22 protein-coding genes are annotated in these 18,423 nt (G+C 42.6%); all 22 read right to left on the reverse strand.

Features of this window, described 5'->3' with window-relative positions; genetic code table 11:
- Window positions 1-353: 353 nt before the first annotated feature.
- Window positions 354-542, reverse strand: coding sequence for a YqzE family protein (locus K7887_RS14360; protein WP_223490115.1), 189 nt, complete (start codon window positions 540-542; stop codon window positions 354-356).
- A 31-nt stretch (window positions 543-573) separates the two neighbouring features.
- A complete protein-coding gene (locus K7887_RS14365; RefSeq protein ID WP_223490117.1) occupies window positions 574-1,089 on the reverse strand; it encodes a shikimate kinase in 516 nt (171 codons plus the stop codon).
- A gap of 112 nt (window positions 1,090-1,201) precedes the next feature.
- The gene (locus K7887_RS14370; RefSeq protein WP_223490119.1) at window positions 1,202-1,432 is read right to left on the reverse strand and encodes a YuzF family protein; all 231 of its coding nucleotides are present in this window, start codon (window positions 1,430-1,432) and stop codon (window positions 1,202-1,204) included.
- Between the two features lie 62 nt (window positions 1,433-1,494).
- Window positions 1,495-1,923 carry a competence type IV pilus minor pilin ComGG gene (comGG, locus tag K7887_RS14375; protein ID WP_223490121.1) on the reverse strand — a complete coding sequence of 143 codons (429 nt, stop codon included), beginning with the start codon at window positions 1,921-1,923 and terminating at the stop codon, window positions 1,495-1,497.
- Window positions 1,877-2,323, reverse strand: a complete 447-nt coding sequence (gene comGF, locus K7887_RS14380; protein WP_223490123.1) for a competence type IV pilus minor pilin ComGF — start codon at window positions 2,321-2,323, stop codon at window positions 1,877-1,879. The genes comGG and comGF overlap by 47 nt, the downstream gene beginning before the upstream one ends.
- Window positions 2,307-2,642: a prepilin-type N-terminal cleavage/methylation domain-containing protein gene (locus K7887_RS14385; RefSeq protein WP_223490125.1), complete on the reverse strand. Its 336-nt coding sequence runs from the start codon at window positions 2,640-2,642 to the stop codon at window positions 2,307-2,309. Before K7887_RS14385 ends, comGF begins: the two co-directional genes overlap by 17 nt.
- Entirely contained in the window at window positions 2,626-3,084 is a 459-nt protein-coding gene (gene comGD, locus K7887_RS14390) for a competence type IV pilus minor pilin ComGD (protein ID WP_223490126.1), read from the reverse strand. Before comGD ends, K7887_RS14385 begins: the two co-directional genes overlap by 17 nt.
- Window positions 3,071-3,406, reverse strand: a complete 336-nt coding sequence (gene comGC, locus K7887_RS14395; RefSeq protein ID WP_223490128.1) for a competence type IV pilus major pilin ComGC — start codon at window positions 3,404-3,406, stop codon at window positions 3,071-3,073. The genes comGD and comGC overlap by 14 nt, the downstream gene beginning before the upstream one ends.
- Window positions 3,407-4,444, reverse strand: a complete 1,038-nt coding sequence (gene comGB, locus K7887_RS14400) for a competence type IV pilus assembly protein ComGB (RefSeq protein WP_223490130.1) — start codon at window positions 4,442-4,444, stop codon at window positions 3,407-3,409.
- Entirely contained in the window at window positions 4,428-5,498 is a 1,071-nt protein-coding gene (gene comGA / locus K7887_RS14405; protein ID WP_223490131.1) for a competence type IV pilus ATPase ComGA, read from the reverse strand. Before comGA ends, comGB begins: the two co-directional genes overlap by 17 nt.
- A gap of 227 nt (window positions 5,499-5,725) precedes the next feature.
- Window positions 5,726-6,553, reverse strand: a complete 828-nt coding sequence (locus tag K7887_RS14410; RefSeq protein WP_223490133.1) for a serine hydrolase — start codon at window positions 6,551-6,553, stop codon at window positions 5,726-5,728.
- Window positions 6,540-7,559 (reverse strand): ABC transporter ATP-binding protein, encoded by a 1,020-nt coding sequence (locus tag K7887_RS14415; RefSeq protein ID WP_223490135.1) that lies wholly within the window; start codon window positions 7,557-7,559, stop codon window positions 6,540-6,542. Before K7887_RS14415 ends, K7887_RS14410 begins: the two co-directional genes overlap by 14 nt.
- A 2-nt stretch (window positions 7,560-7,561) precedes the next feature.
- A complete protein-coding gene (locus K7887_RS14420; RefSeq protein WP_223490137.1) occupies window positions 7,562-8,485 on the reverse strand; it encodes a C40 family peptidase in 924 nt (307 codons plus the stop codon).
- Window positions 8,478-9,578: a dipeptide epimerase gene (locus tag K7887_RS14425; RefSeq protein WP_223490139.1), complete on the reverse strand. Its 1,101-nt coding sequence runs from the start codon at window positions 9,576-9,578 to the stop codon at window positions 8,478-8,480. Before K7887_RS14425 ends, K7887_RS14420 begins: the two co-directional genes overlap by 8 nt.
- Window positions 9,579-9,592: 14 nt before the next feature.
- The gene (locus K7887_RS14430) at window positions 9,593-10,537 is read right to left on the reverse strand and encodes a S66 peptidase family protein (protein ID WP_399209717.1); all 945 of its coding nucleotides are present in this window, start codon (window positions 10,535-10,537) and stop codon (window positions 9,593-9,595) included.
- Window positions 10,538-10,643: 106 nt separating this feature from the next.
- Window positions 10,644-12,272, reverse strand: coding sequence for a peptide ABC transporter substrate-binding protein (locus K7887_RS14435; RefSeq protein WP_223490142.1), 1,629 nt, complete (start codon window positions 12,270-12,272; stop codon window positions 10,644-10,646).
- A 194-nt stretch (window positions 12,273-12,466) separates the two neighbouring features.
- Window positions 12,467-13,477 carry an ABC transporter ATP-binding protein gene (locus tag K7887_RS14440; RefSeq protein ID WP_223490143.1) on the reverse strand — a complete coding sequence of 337 codons (1,011 nt, stop codon included), beginning with the start codon at window positions 13,475-13,477 and terminating at the stop codon, window positions 12,467-12,469.
- 8 nt (window positions 13,478-13,485) lie between these two features.
- Window positions 13,486-14,436, reverse strand: coding sequence for an ABC transporter permease (locus K7887_RS14445; RefSeq protein ID WP_223490145.1), 951 nt, complete (start codon window positions 14,434-14,436; stop codon window positions 13,486-13,488).
- A 1-nt stretch (window position 14,437) separates the two neighbouring features.
- Window positions 14,438-15,370 (reverse strand): ABC transporter permease, encoded by a 933-nt coding sequence (locus K7887_RS14450; RefSeq protein ID WP_223490147.1) that lies wholly within the window; start codon window positions 15,368-15,370, stop codon window positions 14,438-14,440.
- Between the two features lie 57 nt (window positions 15,371-15,427).
- Window positions 15,428-16,252, reverse strand: a complete 825-nt coding sequence (locus K7887_RS14455) for a M55 family metallopeptidase (protein ID WP_223490149.1) — start codon at window positions 16,250-16,252, stop codon at window positions 15,428-15,430.
- A 160-nt stretch (window positions 16,253-16,412) separates the two neighbouring features.
- Window positions 16,413-16,928 carry a type 1 glutamine amidotransferase domain-containing protein gene (locus K7887_RS14460; protein WP_223490150.1) on the reverse strand — a complete coding sequence of 172 codons (516 nt, stop codon included), beginning with the start codon at window positions 16,926-16,928 and terminating at the stop codon, window positions 16,413-16,415.
- A 191-nt stretch (window positions 16,929-17,119) separates the two neighbouring features.
- Entirely contained in the window at window positions 17,120-18,412 is a 1,293-nt protein-coding gene (locus tag K7887_RS14465; RefSeq protein WP_223490152.1) for a lysine N(6)-hydroxylase/L-ornithine N(5)-oxygenase family protein, read from the reverse strand.
- Window positions 18,413-18,423 lie beyond the last annotated feature (11 nt).

Consider the following 18,423-nt stretch of genomic DNA (forward strand, 5'->3'; position numbering starts at 1 on the left):
TTTTTCACACTGTTTCAACCGATAGGTGTACAGAGAAAAACCTGATTAGAAACTATTCAACTAAAAGAACTTTGTTTCCCTTTATTCCTATACCCTGTAGCTTTCACCAGTAATCGCGGTGAATATGTAGGAAAGAATATAGAAAAAGGCATGAGTGAAGGCTTGTCTCTATAAAAGGGTACACTCGTCCCCTTAGTATGGATCAAAACCTCTTCACTCATGCCTGATCGTATCAGTAACACGTAAAGTTCTTATCTATGTTGAAAGCATTTGCATGAACATTTAGTTGAACGCTTCTTAACTGTCCGATGAGATTGTAGCATAAAAAACAAAAGCTTGGCAATACTTTTGACTCAGCCTTCACTCTTTTTCTTTTTAAAAAGCATCATGATCGCATAAGGAATAACGCCGAACAGCTGAAAGGCGATTGGAGAGCGCTCTTGCTTTTTCAATTGCCTTTGCTCACGCTTAACTTCTTTCGGCTGATCCATATAGGTTACAAGCTGCTGTGTCACATACTTGACGTAATCATTTGTTTTCATTTCATCCACCACCAAAGAAATTCTTTTGTCTTTAGTGTTGACGGTTACTCCATGTTTTAACCGCGTTATGTACGGCACCTGCAGCAGCTTCCAAGGTCAGCCCAGTTGTATCAACTGTAATATGGGCTTGTTTATAAAGTGGTAATCGCTTCATGAAAAGTTCTGTAACCTCTTCTTTCTTTTTTTGTTGAACAAGAGGCCTGGTCGTATCATTTTCTAAACGCTCCCAAATAACTTCCGGGTCTGCGTAAAGAAAGATCATACAGCCGTTTTCTCTCATCCAATCAATGTTTTTCTGAGCTGTTACGATCCCTCCGCCAGTTGTCACCAACGTATTATTCACTGGGAGGCCTTGTAGAGTCTTTGTTTCCAGCTCGCGAAAAAAGCTCTCTCCATGTTGTTCGAAAATATCCTTAATTGCCATTTTCGTGTTCTGTTCAATCAGTGTGTCTGTATCAACGACAGGGAGACTCAGTTTGGCTGCCAACGCCTGTCCGATTGTGGTTTTCCCCGCTCCCATAAAACCTGTAAGGTAGATGCTCTTCATTTTCATGCCTCTCTTTCTTTAGGGATGCCTAGTTTTATTATAGAGGAAACCTAGTCCTCCCTCCACTTTAAAAAAGTGCCTCCACCTCAGGAGGCACTTTTGGCTAGTATGCCTATTCGTTATCAGGCATGACCCAGATAACTTCTGCAGTTCGAATGAAAAAGCTAGAATCTCCGGCAACTAAAACGACATGATCTGGTTTAACATCCTTCAGGTTACCTCTGATGGATCCACGCGTTGTTTCAATGACCACTTCTGTTCCAACGATACTTCTTAAAGTATGGTACACATAGGGTTCTATCACCATATATTGAATGGGCATCCCATTGTCCGCTTGATTCATTAGGTATTTACCTCCTTTGTTACACGGTACATTTATATGATTGGGACAATGGGATGGTGAGTTTATGTGATTAATTTAATTGTTTCATACCAGGCAAGCACCTTTTTTTCTTCCATATCGTAAAGGATGGTTGCTTTGTACTCCCTCGCCATCCTGGTTGTGCAGACAATGACAATCTCCCGCTCTGTACCAAGTTCCTTTACCGTAACCGTAGCCTCTCCCCTTGGCATTTCAAAAGACGAACTAATTTCCCCTCTTTCCTCTTTCAGCTGTTCCTCCACTATGTCCCATGCATATTTCATCATCACTTCCAGCTCAAATTGTTGATCCGATTCATGATAAAACATTTTCTCCAGCCGGTAGTTTTCGATTTGATGGAGCAAAAAGGAGGAGACTATTACACTTATGATAAGTGTGACAGGAAAAATATACCCTTTGTCCTGTTTAGTCCGAAGTCCAGCTTGTACGGATTGCCCCCACTTTGAATTCATGGATTATTTCATCCTTCCCCTTCACATTCACTATGGCGCCATTTCTCTCTTCTTTAAAGGAAATACTTTCTACTCCGTGCAAGAGTAATTCGTGTCCAGTTCCATTAACTCTCCGTCTGACATTTCTTTGATAAAATTCATATGTCACTCTTTGATCATTTTGATTGATGATGACCATCGTATTTCCCTCCACCGAAACTCTCTTTGCATTTCGAACCTCCCTCGTAGCCTGCTGAATAAACACCTCAAGCTCCAAAGGATGAATTCCATCCCCCTTTTCTGTCAAAAGCGAGAGACTTTTAAGCAGGAGAGGGAAAAACGCGGTGAGAATAAGAATGATCGAAAAACTGACCAAGACCTCCAATAGGGTAAAACCGCCATTTTTACGGAAGATGGACATAAATACACCTTTCCTCCTCCAACGATCTATAATTCATATAGGAAATACATAACACTGGAGGCAAGGTTTCTTCCTCCAATGTCAGGTAATATGCGGTGCCGTTTCTAATTAAAGTCTTACTCTCCCATATCTGTGCTTCCGTACGGATTTGTTCCAATTCCATTGTTAAAATGAACCTTGCTTGCTGATCGAGGATAAATCCCTTACGCTCTTGATTCATTCGTACCAGCCCAGGAAGCAGAACGGAGGCAATTACCATCCAAATAACTAAAGCACCTAATACCTCCAGTAATGTAAATCCTTTAGAGCTTTTCCACATAAAAACGGCCTTTTCCTAAGGTGAAAACATATCGATAGTTTTCTATTTCGTCCACATAGATACCGATTGCGCCAGCTTTATTAATGCTTCCATTGCCATTGTAAATCAGTCTTTCTCCCATGGTGCGTGTATCTATTCTTACATCACGATGGTATTCCCGATATACCATTTCGTTGATATGAAAAGTGCCTTGGTGTATACGGTAAATATTTTTTTGTGGTGTGAAAATGATACTTACACTTGTTTTCGTACTTAATGCATACTGTTGCGCAAACAAGAGATCATTGCTTAATTGATCGCTAAATTGTTCTGCAATCTTATTTTTATTGTTCGCATTAAGATTAAGGACGGTCACCGATAGAATGATGGAAATGAGAGAAAGAACCAGCATGGATTCCAAAAGAGAATATCCCTTGGAATCTAAGGGTCTATAAACCACCATTAGCTTCCGCTTTGCTATTGACTATCGTAACGGTACTTCCGTTTGGACACTTTAATGTGCCGTCCACATCAAAATGGTCTTCAAGGTATTCTGGAGAGTCCAAATCATCAATGGTTGCAGGCTCGCTGCCTGTATCCAATCGATATGTCTGAATTTGGGCATCGACCATGCTAAGCAGCGCCTCACACCCTTTAGCCCCGATGATGCTAGAATTCTTTGTCACGTTTGGAATCATGATTAAGAGCAACACGGTAATAACCAACATAACTAAAAGCATTTCCACCAATGTAAATCCACGATCATCATTTAATAGTTTTTTCATCTATAACCCTCCTAATAATTGAAACATCGGAATGAAGATACAAAGATATAACACAAAAACAAATGAACCGATTCCTAAAAATAAGACAGGCTGGATTTTACCTAGCAGCTTTTCGCTTTTTTCTTGCATCTTCACTAACAGCAGCTTGCTGTATTGCTCCAATTCCTGCGCTAACTTTCCATTCTTTTGTCCATGCACAATAACCACATCCAGCCCCTTCACAAATACCTTCTCGCTTCCAACCAACTTCTCCAATTTCTCTCCTTCTACTAAACGCTTACGAAATTCTTTTGCTTTAGAATGGAAAAAAGAATGGTAGCGTTGCTGCTCGAACACAGCTATGGCCTCATTGATTGTTAATCCACTTAAAAGCAAGCTGCTTAATTGTTGCGTGAAATAATGGGAAAAGTGAAGGGAGAGAAAGGTTTTGACAAGAGGAAGTTTCAACAGCAGATCCACCCTTTGAGACGGATTCAATTTTCTTTCATAAATTTTATAAAACAGATAGGCTGCAAAAATTCCTAGTACACACCACATTAATAAAATGGGTATTTGAACAACCAGAAAGAAAAATACGGAGATAATCGGACTCAAAGAAATGTTCATCTGGGTAAAGAGTAGATGAAACTGCGGCAAAAGCACCAATTGAACAAAAACAAGCATGATCGTTACAAGAAAGAGAAGCATGATTGGATACCTGAGAATAGAGAAGATTTTATCCCGGTAATATCTCTTTCGTTCAAGCAGTGCTCCCCCTGAGCTAAATGCCTGTCCTAAGTTTCCATGCTTCTGTGAGAAGAATAGCAAGGACAAAATATCCTGATTGAAATGCAGATTTTCTAAAACTTGATGTACACTGTACCCTTTTTTTAGCTCCTCAATGGCCTCCAGTAAGCTTCTTTTCTTTTCCGCTTCGAAGTGAATACTCATCAACTCCAGTGCTTCTAAAAGAGAATAACCATTTGTATAGAGGTCCCCCATCCTTTTAAGGAAATCCTCCTGAACTTTGAGCGACCAGCCCCTATTGCCCCTTGCCATCGTTCACCCACTTTTCATATTCCTTTTGATGAATAAAGCCCAGTGCTATCCCCTTTTTAATCACTTCCTTTAGTGTGGGATAGCGTAATTCCACCTTTGCCCCTTTACACTCTTCCATCACCTTGGACAGTTCCCGCCCATATAAAAGTTCATATACACTGGCCAATCGATGTTGCCTGTACTTTCTGCAAAAAGATGTGCAATCCCCATGGCAATATGGACATTTCAACTCCACAAGCCTTTGTGCCGAAATAGCGATTAATGTTTGTTCCAATTCCTGTTGCGTGACCCCAAACTCCAACAGCCGATGCACAGCACCTTTAGCATCGCGCGTATGCAACGTGCTTAATACTAAATGACCCGTTAACGATGCCCTTATAGCGATCTTCGCCGTTTCTTCATCCCTGATTTCCCCGACCATAATTATGTCTGGATCATGTCGGAGGATAGCCTTCAAACCTGTCGCATAGGTGATCCCCGCCTTTTCATTCACCTGCACCTGAAGCACATTTTTGCTTCTCCGCTCCACCGGGTCCTCAAGTGTAATAATATTTCGTTGCAGCATCCCCTTAGACTCTTCCAAAATCGAATACAGAGTGGTGGTTTTGCCAGAGCCGGTCGGACCAGTGAACAGAACAAGCCCGTGGGAGTGCTTCATTAATGAAAATAGTTTTCTTGTGGAGTTCGGAAACAGGGATAAACGTTTTAAAGGGAATTGGTTGTCATCATGCGGCAGTATTCTGATGACTAGACTTTCTTGATTAACAGTGGGCAAGGTCGAGAGTCGCAGATTGATATGTTTGGAGTCGATAAAAAGGTTTAATGCGCCATTCTGGGGCTTTCTTGTTTCACCTATGTCCATTTCGGCTTGGAATTTAAGGTGAGATAAAATCCGTTCATAGATTTCTAGTGGGAGATCTTCTTGATCATAGAGGTAGTGGTCCAAACGGAAAAGTACTTTGGCGGACGTTTCATGTGGTTTGATGTGAATATCTGATACACGCAAACGGATAGCTTGGCGAATGATCTCTTCACACTTTTTTTCAATATTCATTTGTCACCTCAATTTGTGCTGATTTGGTTGTTGGGTGGGAGAGAGTGAGCTTTCTCGTCTTGAGGAAAGGAATAATAGATGGATGGGGGACTGAGTGCTATTTTTGCAGGCAGTACAATGTTCCAACTCCTTTCAGAAGATTTCCTGCCTTTATAGTTTTCTACATAAATTGACAGATTCCTTCAAGGTTTTTATTTTTTTCAAAAAAAATTGAGGACCTCATCTTTTCATTGAAAAGATATGGTCCCCTTTAAATATTCCTCCACTAACTTGCCTATCTCCTGTATCGCCCTTTTGCCAATCGAGTTATCAACCAAGTCGTCAATCAGAACCGTTACTATCAGTTTTTCTGCTTTATAGGTAACAACTCCGCAATCATGCTCCACACCCGGAAGCTCCCCTGTTTTATTGGCAATATTAACTGAATCAAGATCCATGTAAAACGGAAGCTTATCTAGTAGCTGCTGACCTCCAAGAATTCGCAGCATATTTTGCCTGCTCACATCCGAAAATACAGTCCTCTCGTCGTCTTCCATATGCAAAAATTTTAAACACTCTACCATTTCTTGGGCACTTGTCCTGTTTTCTAAACCGGCAGCCGCGGCTTTAAAATCCATCATTTTCCGCTCAAGTCTCGTATTAGTTAAACCATGCTTTTTACAGAAACCATCCACCGCACTCCAGCCGACAATGTCAATAATCTTATTGGTCGCGGTATTATCCGAAACTACAATCATCAACGTCAACAAGTCCCATAACGTAAAACTTGTGTCACCATCCATAAATTGAATGACACCAGCTCCACCGACTACATTTTCTGCATCTATTGAATACCTGTCAGATAGATTCAATCTGCCTGCTTCTACTTGTTTAAAGGCTGCCATCATTATTGGGATCTTTATGAGACTGGCCGCTTTTTTCGTAACAACAGCATCTTTTTCCAGACGCAGGCCACTGCCGTCTTCTATTACAAAACTAACGTGTCCCGCAGTGGAATCTACTACTGCCTGGACACGTTCCTTCAATATTTGTAAATTAGTTTCAGTTCCCATCATGCGCACTTGCCACCATTTCCCTTACCTTATCTGGCCCGACAATCTTTTCATTATATAAATGACAGGCTACATAATGACGTTCTTCTACTTCTTGCCACTCTGGAACCGATTGGCTGCAAGCTTCCATTGCATGTGGACAGCGCGTACGGAAGACACAGCCACTTGGTGGGTTAATCGGACTTGGAATTTCCCCTTGAACAATTTGCCTTTCCCGCTTGTCCTCTATATCTGGATCTGGTATTGGTATGGCAGATAATAAGGCTTGTGTGTAGGGATGCAGCGGCTTTTTGTAAAGCGCCTTACTCTCGGTCAGTTCCATCATTTTCCCGAGATACATAACCCCTATCCGGTCACTGATATGTTTGACCATGGAAAGATCATGGGCGATAAACAGGTAGGTCAATCCTTTTTCTTTTTGAAGACGTTTCATTAAGTTCACAACTTGCGCTTGCACGGATACATCCAATGCGGATATTGGTTCATCGGCAATGATAAAATCAGGATCTAATGCCAAGGCGCGCGCAATACCGATTCGCTGTCTTTGTCCCCCGCTGAATTCATGCGGATAACGGTTCGCATGCTCACGGTTCAACCCCACATCTTCCAAAAGCTGATAGACACGTTCTGTGCGTTCTTTACTATTTTTGTAGATTCCGTGTACTTCCATCGGTTCTGAAATGATTTCTTTTACCGTGGAACGCGGATTTAGCGATGCATAAGGGTCTTGAAAGATCATTTGCATGTTTCGGTGGAAAACAAACTTCTCTTTTTCCGTTAGTTTATGAACATCTTTCCCGTTAAAGTTAACTTCCCCCGCCGTTTTGCCATAGAGTCCGATGATGGTCCTTCCTGTAGTGGATTTACCGCATCCAGACTCTCCAACCAGTCCAAAGGTTTCCCCCTGGTATATATCAAATGAAACATCGTCTACTGCTTTTAGTGTTTGATTTTTCCCCAGAAAAAAATATTTTTGCAAGTTTTTCACTTGAAGTAGTTTCTTTTGCATGATTATTCCCCGTCCTTCTGCCAGTACCTTCTTGCTGCACATAGTTCTTTTTCATAAATGGTGTTTTCCATAGGGAGGATTTCAATATCTCTCCCGGTTTTTGGTGAGTGCAACAGTTTCCCGTCTCCATAATAAATTCCCACGTGATGAATCTTGCCCTTGCCTTCTTCATAAGCAAAGAACAAAAGGTCCCCAGGTTCCATGGCGTTTAGCGGCACTTCCACACCCTCTTTAGCCTGGTCATGGGCATCGCGCGGAATGATATAGCCATTAGCTTTACACATCGTGTAGCTGAATCCCGAGCAATCCATGCCGTATCCGCTCATGCCTCCCCATAAATATGATAGGCCGAGGAATCTTTCCCCGCTCCTAACAATATCCGTTCCAGATCCTTTTGGGATGGAAGTAAGATCATCGTACACCGAAGTGTCAGCAGGGTTCAGCAGCCCTAAAGTTCCATCAGGAAGGTGAACCTTCACCTTTTCTTTCCCATTCTCCACCACCGGCAAAATGGTTTGAAAACTCAGCTCCAGTAACTCCTTTTCCTCGGTTGAGAATAAAGGAGCCAAGTTGCTCGTTACAACAGCAACCTGACCATTGTTAAGCTTCCAGTCCGCTGCTTTGGTGACTTGGCATTTCGGCACCCAACCAGGATATCCCCTGTCATCCTTGGACGAGCCTTGAGTCAATGCAATAATATGATAATAATTTTCCTTTTCCTCTAAAACGAGTACTTCCTGCCCGTAAAGTAATTGAGATTGAATGAGGTTGGCATCACAAAGTTCCAGCCTTGTTTCAAAATTCAGCGAATCCAGCCAGCTTCTAATATCGGTAGGATTCGAGGTGGCTTTTTCATCTAGCACTCTTGCTGAATCATAAGAGGTCCAGATGGTAGCTACAGGTACATTTATGACATATTTACTCAATGCTGACTCCTCCTTTGACATTAACATCACTAATTCCTAATCCATGAGCATCTGGAAAACTAATTGTACGGCCGTTATACATGATACCGCCTGATACGATATCTTCTGCCAGCATAAGCGGTGCATCAAAATCAAATCGTGTGATATTGCGCTTACTCGCGGCAAAATGGGCGGCAGCCGTGATGCCTAGTCTCGTTTCAATCATGCTCCCTACCATGCACTCGACTCCAAAGGCCTCTGCGATACTATTAATCTTTTCCGCCTGGAAAATGCCACCTGATTTCATTAATTTAATATTGATCAGGTCGGCACTGCGCGTTTTAAGTACTTGAAGTGCATCCTCAGAAGTAAAGACACTCTCATCCGCCATGATTGGCGTTTCCACTGCGTCGGTTACCTGTTTCAATCCTTCCATATCATGGGCGATGACAGGTTGTTCCACAAGTTCGATATTTAATCCCAGATCTTCCATTTTGCGAATCCCGCGTATGGCTTCCTTAGCTGTCCATCCTTGGTTTGCGTCAAGGCGAATCTCAACTGTGTCTCCTACACGGTTTCTGATTTCTCTTATTCTAGCAATATCTGTCACCATATCGTCTTTCCCGACTTTTACCTTTAGGACACGGAAACCTCTCTCAACATAACCAATAGCGTCCTCTCCCATTTCCTTCGGGGAATTGACGCTGACGGTGAAATCTGTTTCAAGCTCGCTTTTGTCCCCTCCCAAATATTGATACAGAGGCAGCCTGCTATGTTGGGCCAAGCAATCATAGATGGCCATATCGACTGCAGCCTTTGCACTTGAATTTCGGACAAGCGATTTATGTAATTTCTGCAACAAGGGTTCATAGTTTACGAGATTCTCGTTTAAAAGAACCGGTTTCAAAATTTGTTGAATGGCGTATTCAATACTATCGAGGCTATCCCCTGTGATGACATGTGTAGGTGGTGCCTCTCCCCAACCAACCAGACCGTTGTCACATGTGATCTTCACCACCACTGCTTCCGCTACACATACGGTACGCAAGGCTGTTTTGAATGGTTTTGACAGAGGTACTGCGGTACGGAACGTCTCAACGTGCTGTATTTTCATGGTTCCTTCTCCTTTCACTCCACTCCTGCTTGGATGGTCAATGTCTTGTTGTATGTGTTCAATTCCGCTTTTGCCCCGTGTGGAATGGCGATATTTGGAGAGCAATGCCCAAATTGGAACCCGCTCATTGTCGGTTTTCCTGCATCTTTTACGTGTTGAGAAATAACTTCCTCAAGCGTCAAGGATGCCTTTCCCTCATCCGGCACACAATTATGGAAGTCCCCAATAACAATACCTTCCGCGTCGGCGAACTTACCGGCCATTTTCAACTGGTTGAGCATTCTGTCCACTTTGTATGGCTGTTCATCAATATCTTCAAAAAAGAGGATTTTGCCCTTCGTCTGCAATTCAAACGGGGTTCCAAGTGAACTTACAAGCAAAGTTAAGTTCCCGCCAACAAGCTCTCCTGTTGCAACTCCCTCGTTCATCACTTCAAGTGGAGAGAATTTTTCAGTATATACTATTTCCGTTGGGTCAAATAACTGTTGAAAATAAGCTTTTGATAGAGGGTGGATGCTATCAAGCCCGATATCCGAGCTCAACATTGGCCCATGAAAGGAAGTTAATCCGGCCTGCTGGTAAAATGCCTGATGTAAAAAAGTGATATCACTGTAACCCCAGAAGATTTTGGGATTATTTTTTATAATGTCATAATCTATGTTGGACGCGATCCTTGCCGTCCCAAATCCCCCGCATGCACAGAAAATCGCCTTTACCTCATCATCCTGAAACATGGCATGGAGATCCTCTAGTTTTTCTTCGTCCTTGGATGCAAGGTAGCCGTAGGGAGCATCCACATATTTACCCATCTTTATTTTTAGTCCCAGTTCCTCTTCCAAAAAAGGAAGTGCCCGTTGCAACTTCTCTTGTTTTGGTGGACTTGCAGGGGCGATGACACCAACCGTGTCTCCTTTTTTCAAACGCAGCGGCTTCATGTTTTCCCACTCCTCTCCTTTAATAATTCCCATCAAACTATGTATATGTATGGTGTTACGTGATTCAGTATGTATTATTATTTCAATAAAAAGGGTGTTCAGTGAACACCCTTTTCCACCTTATAACCCGTTACTCTTTGTCCGCCCATTTAAGTTCGATGTATCCAACAGGGTGACGAACAATTCCTTTTACTGCTTCGTTTTGAAGATATACGTGGTTATAGAAATACAACGGAATGATAGGCATGTCTTCGAACAACACTTTCTCCGCTTCGTACATTTGCTCATAGCGAGCTGCTTCATCTGTTTCATTCAACGCAGATTGAATTAGTTCATCATAGTTCGAGTTACTCCAACCTGTACGGTTCATGGAATGACCAGTTTGGAAGTTCTCTAGGAAGTTGATAGGGTCAGCATAATCCGCTAAGAATGAGCTGCGGGAAAATTGGAATTCAAGTGCCGTTTGCATATCAAGGAACACGTTCCATTCCATGTTGGCAAGCTTCACATCGACTCCAAGATTGTCCTTGAACATTTGTTGCATCGTTTCAGCGATACGTTTATGCTCATCACTTGTGTTATACGTTAAAGTTACTTCAGGTAATGTTTCATACCCTTCTTCTTCCATTCCTTTTTCCAATAATGCTTTTGCTTCTTCCGCATTAAATGTAACAAGGTCTCCATTTGCTTCACGGAAATCTTTTCCGGATGGATCTGTGAATCCTGAAGAGACAAATCCTTTAGCCGCTTCTTCTCCACGCTTTGTCACATAATCAACAATATCCTTCTGATTGACTGCCATTGCGAATGCCTTTCTGATGTTTGCATTTTGGAATGGCTCTTTGTCTACTCCAAATCGGAAGAAGTACGTACCAGCCTGCTCGCCAATATTTACTTTTCCTTCTGCAAATAATGCTTCACTTGCATCAGCCGGCACTCCTGAAGTATCCAGATCACCCGCTTGGTACATTTGATATTCTGTATTCGTATCATTTACAATCGCCCAATGAACTTTATCCAACTTTACCGTGTCTGCATCCCAATATTGGTCATTCTTAGCCATAACAAAGTGGCTTTCATGCTCCCACTCAGCAAGGTTAAACGGACCATTTCCTACAAAAGATTCCGCTTCAGCAAACCACTCTGGATTTTCAGTAGCAACCTTCTCATTAATTGGGAAGAAGGCTGGATTAGTGATAACGCTTAGGAAATATGTTTGTGGAGCAACAAGTGTCACTTCCAATGTTTTTTCGTCAACTGCTTTAACTTTCACGTCGTCAGCAGAGCCTTCTCCGTTGTTGTAAGCTTCCCCACCCTCGATGAAGTAACCAAGGAAGGCAGCTGGAGATGCTGTTTCAGGGTTTAAAAGACGCTTCCATGCGAATTCAAAGTCACCCGCAGTCACATCGTCCCCGTTCGACCATTTTGCATTGTCACGGATATAGAACGTGTACGTTTTGCCGTCTTCGGACACATCCCATTTCTCCGCTGTCGCTTCTTGTGGCAGGTGCTCGTCATTTAAGCGAGTCAGACCTTCCATCAAGTTGTTTAGTGCGTTCCAGGAATAGGAGTCAAAGCCGATTGGCGGATCAAGTGATGTTGGTTCGGATCCGTTGTTCAGGCGAAGTACCTTTTCTCCTGATGCGCTGTCGTTGTTTGAGTTATCGCTTGTGTCGGTGCCTGCGTTGTTGCTTGCTGTACATGCAGCTAAGACGAATACTAGCATGGCGGTCATTAGTAATGACAATACCTTTTTCATGTGTTACTCCCCCTTTTTCATACTTAAATGTGTAAGACGCCGCTGTTGATTGCCGCACTGGGCTACGCTTTCCTAGGGGCGGTGCTTGAGCCTCCTCACAACGCTTCAGGGATCTCAACCTACCGCTATCTCCCTCAGGAGTCTTCGCCCTGTGCTCCAATCAACAGCTAGGAAATTCTATTTCACTATAAGTCTTACCTTATAGTAGAAATCACTGTTTTTACTGGCTTAGAGGCTCGTGGGTCCTGGAGCCAGCAGTCGACGTGATGTTCCTCGGACAGATGTGTCTTCATCGGATATACTCTTTCGCACACTTCCATGGCATACTCGCATCTTGCTGCGAATGCACAGCCTGTCGGTGGTGAAAATAGGTCAGGCGGAGATCCAATAATAGGGACCAGCTCTTCGTCTTCTAAATCGAGACGGGGAACGGAGTTTAATAGACCTTTCGTATATGGATGCTCTCCCCTGTAGAAGATTTCTCTCCTATTTCCAGACTCCACTATCTTCCCTGCATACATGACGGCCACACGGTCTGCCACTTGCGCTACCACTCCTAAATCATGCGTGATAATGATGATGGAAACCCCGGTTTTCCTTTGAATATCCTTGAATAGATTTAAGATCTGAGCTTGGATCGTCACATCAAGCGCCGTTGTAGGTTCATCTGCTATCAGAACTTCCGGCTGGCAGACAAGCGCCATCGCAATCACGATACGTTGTCTCATACCTCCACTGAACTGGTGCGGATATTGTTTCAACCGTTCAGTTGGACTTGGTATCCCGACAAGATTCAGCATATCCACCGCCTGTTTCTTCGCTTCTGCTTTAGAAACTTTCTTATGCTGGATGATCCCTTCCATGATCTGATCCCCAACCGTCAAGGTAGGGTTCAATGCTGTCATGGGGTCTTGGAAAATCATCGAGATATCTGCCCCCCGAATTTTCCTCATTTCCGGTTCGGATACTTTAGTCAGGTCTTTTCCTTTGAAAAGAACAGATCCTTGCGTGATTCGTCCTGGCGGTTGTGGAATCAAGCGCATAATACTTTGGGACGTCACACTTTTCCCGCAGCCCGACTCTCCAACAATTGCGAGCGTCTCTCCTTTATGCAAATCAAAACTCACTCCCCGGACCGCTTTTACCTCTCCCCCATACGTCGTAAAGGAAACATGTAAGTCTTTTACTTCCAGTACTTTTTCCATGATGTCGCTTACCTCCTCAGCTTTGGATCTAGTGCGTCTTGTAATCCGTCTCCAAACACGTTAAATGCAAACATGGTCATGGAGATGAAAAATGCCGGGAAGAACAGGCGCCACCAATGTCCTGAAATAATAGTTGATAAACCATCATTGGCCATCACACCCCAACTGGCATATGGGGCACTAACACCTAGACCAAGAAAGCTTAAAAATGCTTCTGCGAAAATTGCAGCCGGTACCGTCAATGTCATTTGGACAATGATGGGTCCCATCGTATTAGGAAGAAGATTTTTTCTGATTATCCGGGAAGTCTTCGTTCCAAATGTTTTGGACGCAAGCACAAACTCATAATTTTTTATTTGCAGTACCTGCCCCCGGACAATCCTTGCCATTCCAACCCATCCGGTTACGGTTAGTGCGATGATAATAGTTAATAATCCCGGACCCATTACAACCATTAATAGAATTACGACCAATAGATACGGAAGACCGTATAAAACTTCCACCACACGCATCATTGCATTATCGGTTCTGCCACCCTTGTATCCCGCGATTCCCCCGTAAATAACACCAATGATAAAGTCAATCAATGCAGCCATTAAACCGACAAACAAGGAAATCCTTGCACCATACCAGGTACGAGTGAAAACATCTCTCCCCAATTCATCTGTACCAAAGAAATGGGTGGATGACGGGGGCTGATTTTGGTTTGGTAAATTTGTCTGCATGACACTATAAGGCGAAAAAATCGGACCGAAGATGGCAATGATGGTCAAGAATAAAAGAAAGACCAACCCTGCCATCGCGAGTTTGTTCTTAACCAATCGGCGCCAAGCATCCTGCCAATAAGACAGACTCGGACGGACTACAGCTTCTGCCTCTCCCTTGTTTTTATCAACGGGTTTGAACCATTCATCTGGAACAGGATTTTGGTTGTTTTCTTGAAGTTTACGCTGCGCCATATTAGTTCCCCTCCTTTTTATGAAGCTTAATACGAGGGTCTAATATCCCGTAAGCTATATCTACAAGAAAAAGCATCAAAATCAAGAATGCACTATAAAATACTGTCGTGCCCATAATGACTGGATAGTCACGGGTATTGATGCTTTCCACAAAATATTTGCCCATGCCTGGAATGGCAAATATTTTCTCGATAACAAATGTACCGGTCAAAATCCCCGCGGCAAGGGTACCCAGAATGGTGACAACCGGCAATAATGCGTTACGAAGCGCATGTTTGAATACTATTTTCACCGGCGACAGGCCCTTTGCTTTTGCAGTCCGAATGTAATCTTGTGTTAACACTTCCATCATGCTGGCTCTCGTCAATCTCGCAATGATTGCCATCGGACCTGTTGAAAGAGCTAATGTCGGCAAAATCATATGCTTCCAGCTTGACCAAGTGGCAGGCGGAAGCCAGCCCCAGTTGACAGCAACATGTTGGATCAACACGGTTGCAAGGACAAAATTGGGTATGGAAATTCCGAAAACGGCAAAAGTCATCGCCAGATAATCAATAACGCCATTGCGTTTAAGTGCTGCTATCACTCCAAGAAAAATGCCTGAAATAACGGCAATCGTTAAGGTGATCATCCCAAGCTCGAAAGAAATTGGGAAACCTCTCCCCAACATATCATTCACTGTCTGGGACGGTTGTTTAATGGACGGACCAAAATCCAGGGTCACTAACGTTTTTAAATACATCACATACTGAACTGGTACCGGCTTGTCCAAATGATAGTGCGCTTCAAGGTTACGTTGGACTACATCGCTTGTAGAGCGCTCTTCATTGAGCGGAGAACCCGGTATGGCATGCATCAAGAAGAACGTCAACGTGATGATGACCCATAAAGTAATGAGCATTGCTAGTAATCGTTTTGCTATAAATGTTCCCATTCTCCCACTCACACTTTCTTAACTATTGAGTTTTTATGTATGTACCAAGTAAACCTATCAACAGAATGTCGTTCTCATTGCCAATTCTGTCATTACAAGCATGGCTTGATAGGCTTCTTTGATATCTTTTGCCTGAAACTTGACGACGGTCGTCCCAGGCTCTATTTCCGTTCCTGGCATCAGGTTTGCCCATTCCGCTTGTCCGTAATTGGCAAATTCAATGCGAAGTGTTGGATGCTCAGGCGGTATCAACGGTTTTATATTATGTATGTCATCCAATGCCTTTGACGTTCTTTCTTTAATTAGCTCTTGTGCTTTAATCGGAGTAAGTGATTTCGCAGCGGAACGTGAAGCCGCTTCCTTGACAACCGCACAATGTATTCCAGGGATGAGGCTTTCGGCTTCAAGTGCCGTTTGGTCATCTCCTGCCACCATGATGACCGGTACACCATAATAGCCAGCTACATAGGCATTAAATCCTAATTCTCCCACTTGCACATCATTTATGTACATATTTCTCACACCAAAAATCATGGAGTGAGTCATGACACCTTTCATGGATGCCCTGGCATGGTATCCTACAAAAATAACTGCATCGAAGCTGTCATCCAACCCCTGAACCATGGAATACGGCTTTACATCACCAGTTATCAGCTTTGTTTCGGGATGAAGTTCTTCAATCAATATGTTATTCATTTTGGAATGACTGTCATTGATGACGACCTCCTTAAAGCCCTTATCAAAAGCTGTCGTCACGACTGCATTCGCTTCCTGGGTCATTATTTTTCGACCTCGCTCATAATTATGCAATCTGGAGTCTACGTGGGTATGATCCACCAGTCCACTAATCCCTTCCATATCAACCGAAATATATAAATTCACCCAATACCCCCCTTCTGTTTTAATATTCTTAATATTATAACAGTATTATTTTATTGCCACAATGGAACTTGAAGAATATGGGTCTAATTATTCAGAAAATTTAAAACGCAAAAAAATCATGCTGTCCATTTGGTGTAGGACAACATGATTTTTTGTATTTCTATTTTAGAAGCTTCAACGATTCTCGGATGAATGCAGGAATGTCGTCTGGTGTCCGGCTTGAAACTAATTGGTCATGACAGACAACTACTTCTTTGTCGTGATAGTGAGCGCCTCCATTTTGCAGATCTACTTTTATGGAAGTAAATCCGGTGATGTCTCTTCCTTTCAGCGCTTCTGCTGTAATAAGTAATTGTGGTCCATGGCAGATGGCAAAAACAGGCTTTTGATCATCCATGAACGTTTTAGTAAATGAAACAAATCGATCATCTGCTCTGAGGATGTCTGGGGAGAACCCTCCAGGTATTAATAGTGCATCGAAGTCTCCTGGAGTTACATCATCAATTCCGGCATCTGTTGTAATTTCGACTCCATCTGTTTTCCCTTTTATTGTTTCACCTTTTGATTTTTCGATTACGGTTAATTCATGTCCTGCTTCTTTAAAGGCTTTTGCGGGTTCTGTGTACTCGGAGTCTTCAAATTCATTTGTTAGTAGTACTGCGATTTTTTTACTCATTATGAAACATCTCCTTTTTAAGTTAATGGCTGTGTTTGTTTTAACACCGCTGTTGATTTCCGCAAATGGCTTCGCTTTCCTAGGGGCGTCTGCTGGAGCCTCAGGAGTCTTCGCCTTTTGCTCCAATCAACAGCTATGAGCCACTTTTATATATGTTCTTGTACCCGTCAGAGGGTATATTAAACGTAAATTTACGCATCGGGCATGAATTGCTGGAAGACGGCATCTTTTTGGATTGGATATATTTCTCTTTTGGCCACATCATTGATTATCGTCTGGTTTCTCATAACGGCAAGGCTCAAATTGGTGGCTGCTGTACCATGTGAGTGTTCAAGGTTAGTGGAGATATACATATGATGACTTCTCGGTTCCTTCCAAACTAAACGGTACATTTCATCGACTTTAAATTCTTTTTCATTTTCCCACACCAGTTCTTCCTTCTTATCCCAGATCCATTGTGGGATATGCGGTTTATAGCCTGTTGCCAATACCACATAATCTGCTTTCACCTTGAAGTCCATTTCTTTCTCCCACTGCTTGCATGACACTTCTAATACTCCATTACTCTCGTTTATTGACTTCACTTCCGTTAACGGCTGAATGGTGATTTTTTCATCTCGCCCTTCGACAGATCTGTTATAAAGCAAGTCATAGATTTTGACCAATGTTTCTTTGTCTACCCCATTACGGACAGTATCCAGTCGATTTAATGCCTCTTTTCTTTTTTCATAAGAAAGTCCTTGAAAATACTGCACATAATCAGGCGAAAAGACTTCCTGTCCAAGCTTTGCACTTTCAAGCTGAGAAAATATAGAGGAACGTGTATACCATTTTAACGAATACTTATTATGCTTTTGTTCCTCCAATAGTTCATAGAAAACCTCCGCTGCACTTTGTCCTGATCCAACAACCACTATTGAGTTAGAAGCCTTCATTTCTTTTTCTTTATGTAAATATTCACTTGTATGCACAATCTGTTCATTTTTCTCGATGCCATCCGGTATGAATGGGATACTTCCTGTCCCTACTACTACATGTTTGGCATAGTAAATGCTGACTTCTCCTGTATCGGTTCGCTTTACTTTTACACCATACATATCGTTTGTATATTCTACTGAAATTACCTCGGATTGAAAGTGACAGTTCTGCAGGTTCTCCGATACCCATTTAGCATATAAATTGTATTCTCTCCTTGGAATGTCAAAGCGGCGGTAAAAGAAGAATTGAAATAATCGATTTTGCTTATGTACATAGTTTAAAAAGCTGTACTTATTTGTTGGATCAGCAAATGAAACCAAATCTGCAAGAAAAGGGACCTGCAAGTCAGATTGTTCAATAAGCATACCTGGATGCCAGTTGAATGCTTCTTCTTTATCAAAAAAGATAGTTGAAATACTTGGTACACCATCAACTAATGCCGCTAACCCCAAATTAAATGGCCCTATCCCAATACCAATAAGGTCATAGGTTCTATTCTCGGACATTTTCATTCCCC

This window comes from Sutcliffiella horikoshii, assembly GCF_019931755.1.
GTDB lineage: Bacteria > Bacillota > Bacilli > Bacillales > Bacillaceae_I > Sutcliffiella_A > Sutcliffiella_A horikoshii_E.